The 2,081-nt window shown below is 71.9% G+C and carries 2 protein-coding genes; one reads left to right on the plus strand and one right to left on the minus strand.

The features are described 5' to 3' along the window. Positions 1 to 271 precede the first annotated feature (271 nt). The gene (locus VF468_17845; protein HEX5880153.1) at positions 272 to 829 is read left to right on the plus strand and encodes a dihydrofolate reductase family protein; all 558 of its coding nucleotides are present in this window, start codon (positions 272 to 274) and stop codon (positions 827 to 829) included. 66 nt (positions 830 to 895) lie between these two features. Here the strand turns inward: VF468_17845 and VF468_17850 are convergent, their stop codons facing one another. After that, complete coding sequence (locus tag VF468_17850) at positions 896 to 1,849, minus strand: MerR family transcriptional regulator (GenBank protein ID HEX5880154.1); 954 nt, start codon at positions 1,847 to 1,849, stop codon at positions 896 to 898. Positions 1,850 to 2,081: the final 232 nt, after the last annotated feature.

Genomic DNA, 2,081 nt, shown 5'->3' on the forward strand with positions numbered 1-2,081 from the left:
GCCTGCGCGACATCGTCACCGAGGAGAGCGGGTAGCCGCCGTCGCGAGATCACCCGGTGAGGGTGACGACGACCGGCCCCGGTCAGCGAACGGCTGTGCGCGGGACCGCGAGCGGGTGGTGGCCCTGTTCCCGTTCGCCGGGGTCGGGGCCGGCCGGCTGGCCGCCACCACCGGCGGCGGGTCCCTGCTGGGGGCGCTGGCCGGGCACGCCGCCGCCGGCATGAGCCGCTCCGACTCACCCTGCCGGGGTGCATCGCGCATACTTCTGGCCATGGCCAAGCTGATCTACTCCGCGATCACGTCGCTCGACGGCTACGTGGCGGACGCCGAGGGCAGGTTCGACTGGGCCGCGCCGGACGAGGAGGTGCACGCCTTCGTCAACGACCTGGAGCGGACGGTGGGGACCTACCTCTACGGGCGCCGCATGTACGAGGTGATGCGCGCCTGGGAGACCCTGCCCCTGGCCGGCCAGCCACCCTCCATGCGGGACTACGCGGAGATCTGGCGGGCGGCCGACAAGATCGTCTACTCCAGGACCCTGGAGGACGTGGCCAGCGCCCGGACCCGGATCGAGCGGGACTTCGACCCCGGAGCGGTCCGCGAGCTGAAGGCGTCGGCCGGCGCCGACCTCAGCGTGGGCGGTCCCCACCTGGCCGCCCGGGCGCTCGAGGCCGGGCAGGTCGACGAGGTCCACCTGTTCCTCAACCCCGTCGTCGTCGGCGGCGGCAACCCGGCCTTCCCGGGCGGCCTCCGCCTGGAGCTGGAGCTGCTCGGCGAGCGCCGCTTCGGCAACGGCGTCGTCCACCTCCACTACCGCGTGTCGGGCTAGCGGCTTCGGCGGGCGCGGGCCTGGCCGGCGCCTGGCCCCGTCCGTGGTGGGCGGGGCCACTCGGGCTCATGCTGGGGTTGTCGTCGGGTCGGGGTGGTGCTGGAGCGCTTGGATGAACCACTCGAACACCGGAGCCAGGGTCGGTGGAGGGGGCCAGCCGTTGATGGTGGCCAGCAGGTGCCAGTACCGCTCAACCCGTGGGTCACTGGCGATCTGCAGTCGGAGCAGCAGCTTGCTGCGGTAGTCGGGGGTGTCGGCCGTGCCGAACGTTTCGGCGTAGCGGCCGACCAGATCGGCCAGGACCAGGCGGGCCTGCTCGGACGCTGGGTCGATCCCGTCAGCTCGCGCCGCCTCGACCCGTTCTCGGATCTGGTTGGTCAGCTCGTGGTGCAACCCCGACTGGTCGCCGTCGGCCCGGTCGGCCGCCTGGTGTTCGGCCGCCCGCCGGACGCTCGCCTTGAAGTCCGGGTCCTGGACCAGTTCGGCCAGCTCGACCCAGGCGTCGACCTGCTCGGGGGTGGGGTCGTCGGAAAGCTCGGGCATCGCCGAGCGCAGCATGGCCACCATGTCGGGGTTGGCGTCGAGGTCTCCGAAGGCCTCGTCGATGAACTGGTGGATGATCCGGCGCCGCTCGGCGTCCGAGAGCTTGGCCAGCTTGTGCATGAGTTCCATCTCCTGGGGACTGGACCCGCGCTTGGCCACCGCACGCAGGACAGCTCGGCGCAGCCGCAAGGTGCGGATCTGGGTGTCCAGCGCCTCGGCATGTGCGGCAGCGACCTCGGGCACCGAGATCTCGCGGTCCAGCACCCGCTGGATGGTGACGAGATCCACACCGAGATCACGCAGCGTGCGGACGAGGTCCAGACGGGCCAGTGCGTCCAGGTCGTAGCGGCGGTAGCCGGCGGGGCTGCGGCTGGTTGGCGGCAGCAGACCGCGGTCGGAGTAGAACCGGATCGTGCGCACCGACAGTCCGGTCCGTCGGGCCAGGTCCCCGATCGAGTAGCGCGTGTCGCCGTCCATGCCCCGCATCTTCCAGCCTCCACCAGCTGGAGACGCAAGACTATTTCCCGACTCGGGTCACCCTGGTCGGCCAGCGCGGACCGTCATGGGCAGGTCGACGCGGGCCCAGCACGCACCCACGGTGGCCTCCCCTGGGTTCCCAGAGGGTCACGGGCGTTGACACCCGCATCATCCCTGCCGCTCCGGCTCCAGCGAAACGGTGCGGGGCGCCGGCGAATTCGCCGGCGCCCCC

It is taken from the genome of Actinomycetota bacterium (assembly GCA_036280995.1).
In the GTDB taxonomy this organism is placed as follows: domain Bacteria; phylum Actinomycetota; class CALGFH01; order CALGFH01; family CALGFH01; genus CALGFH01.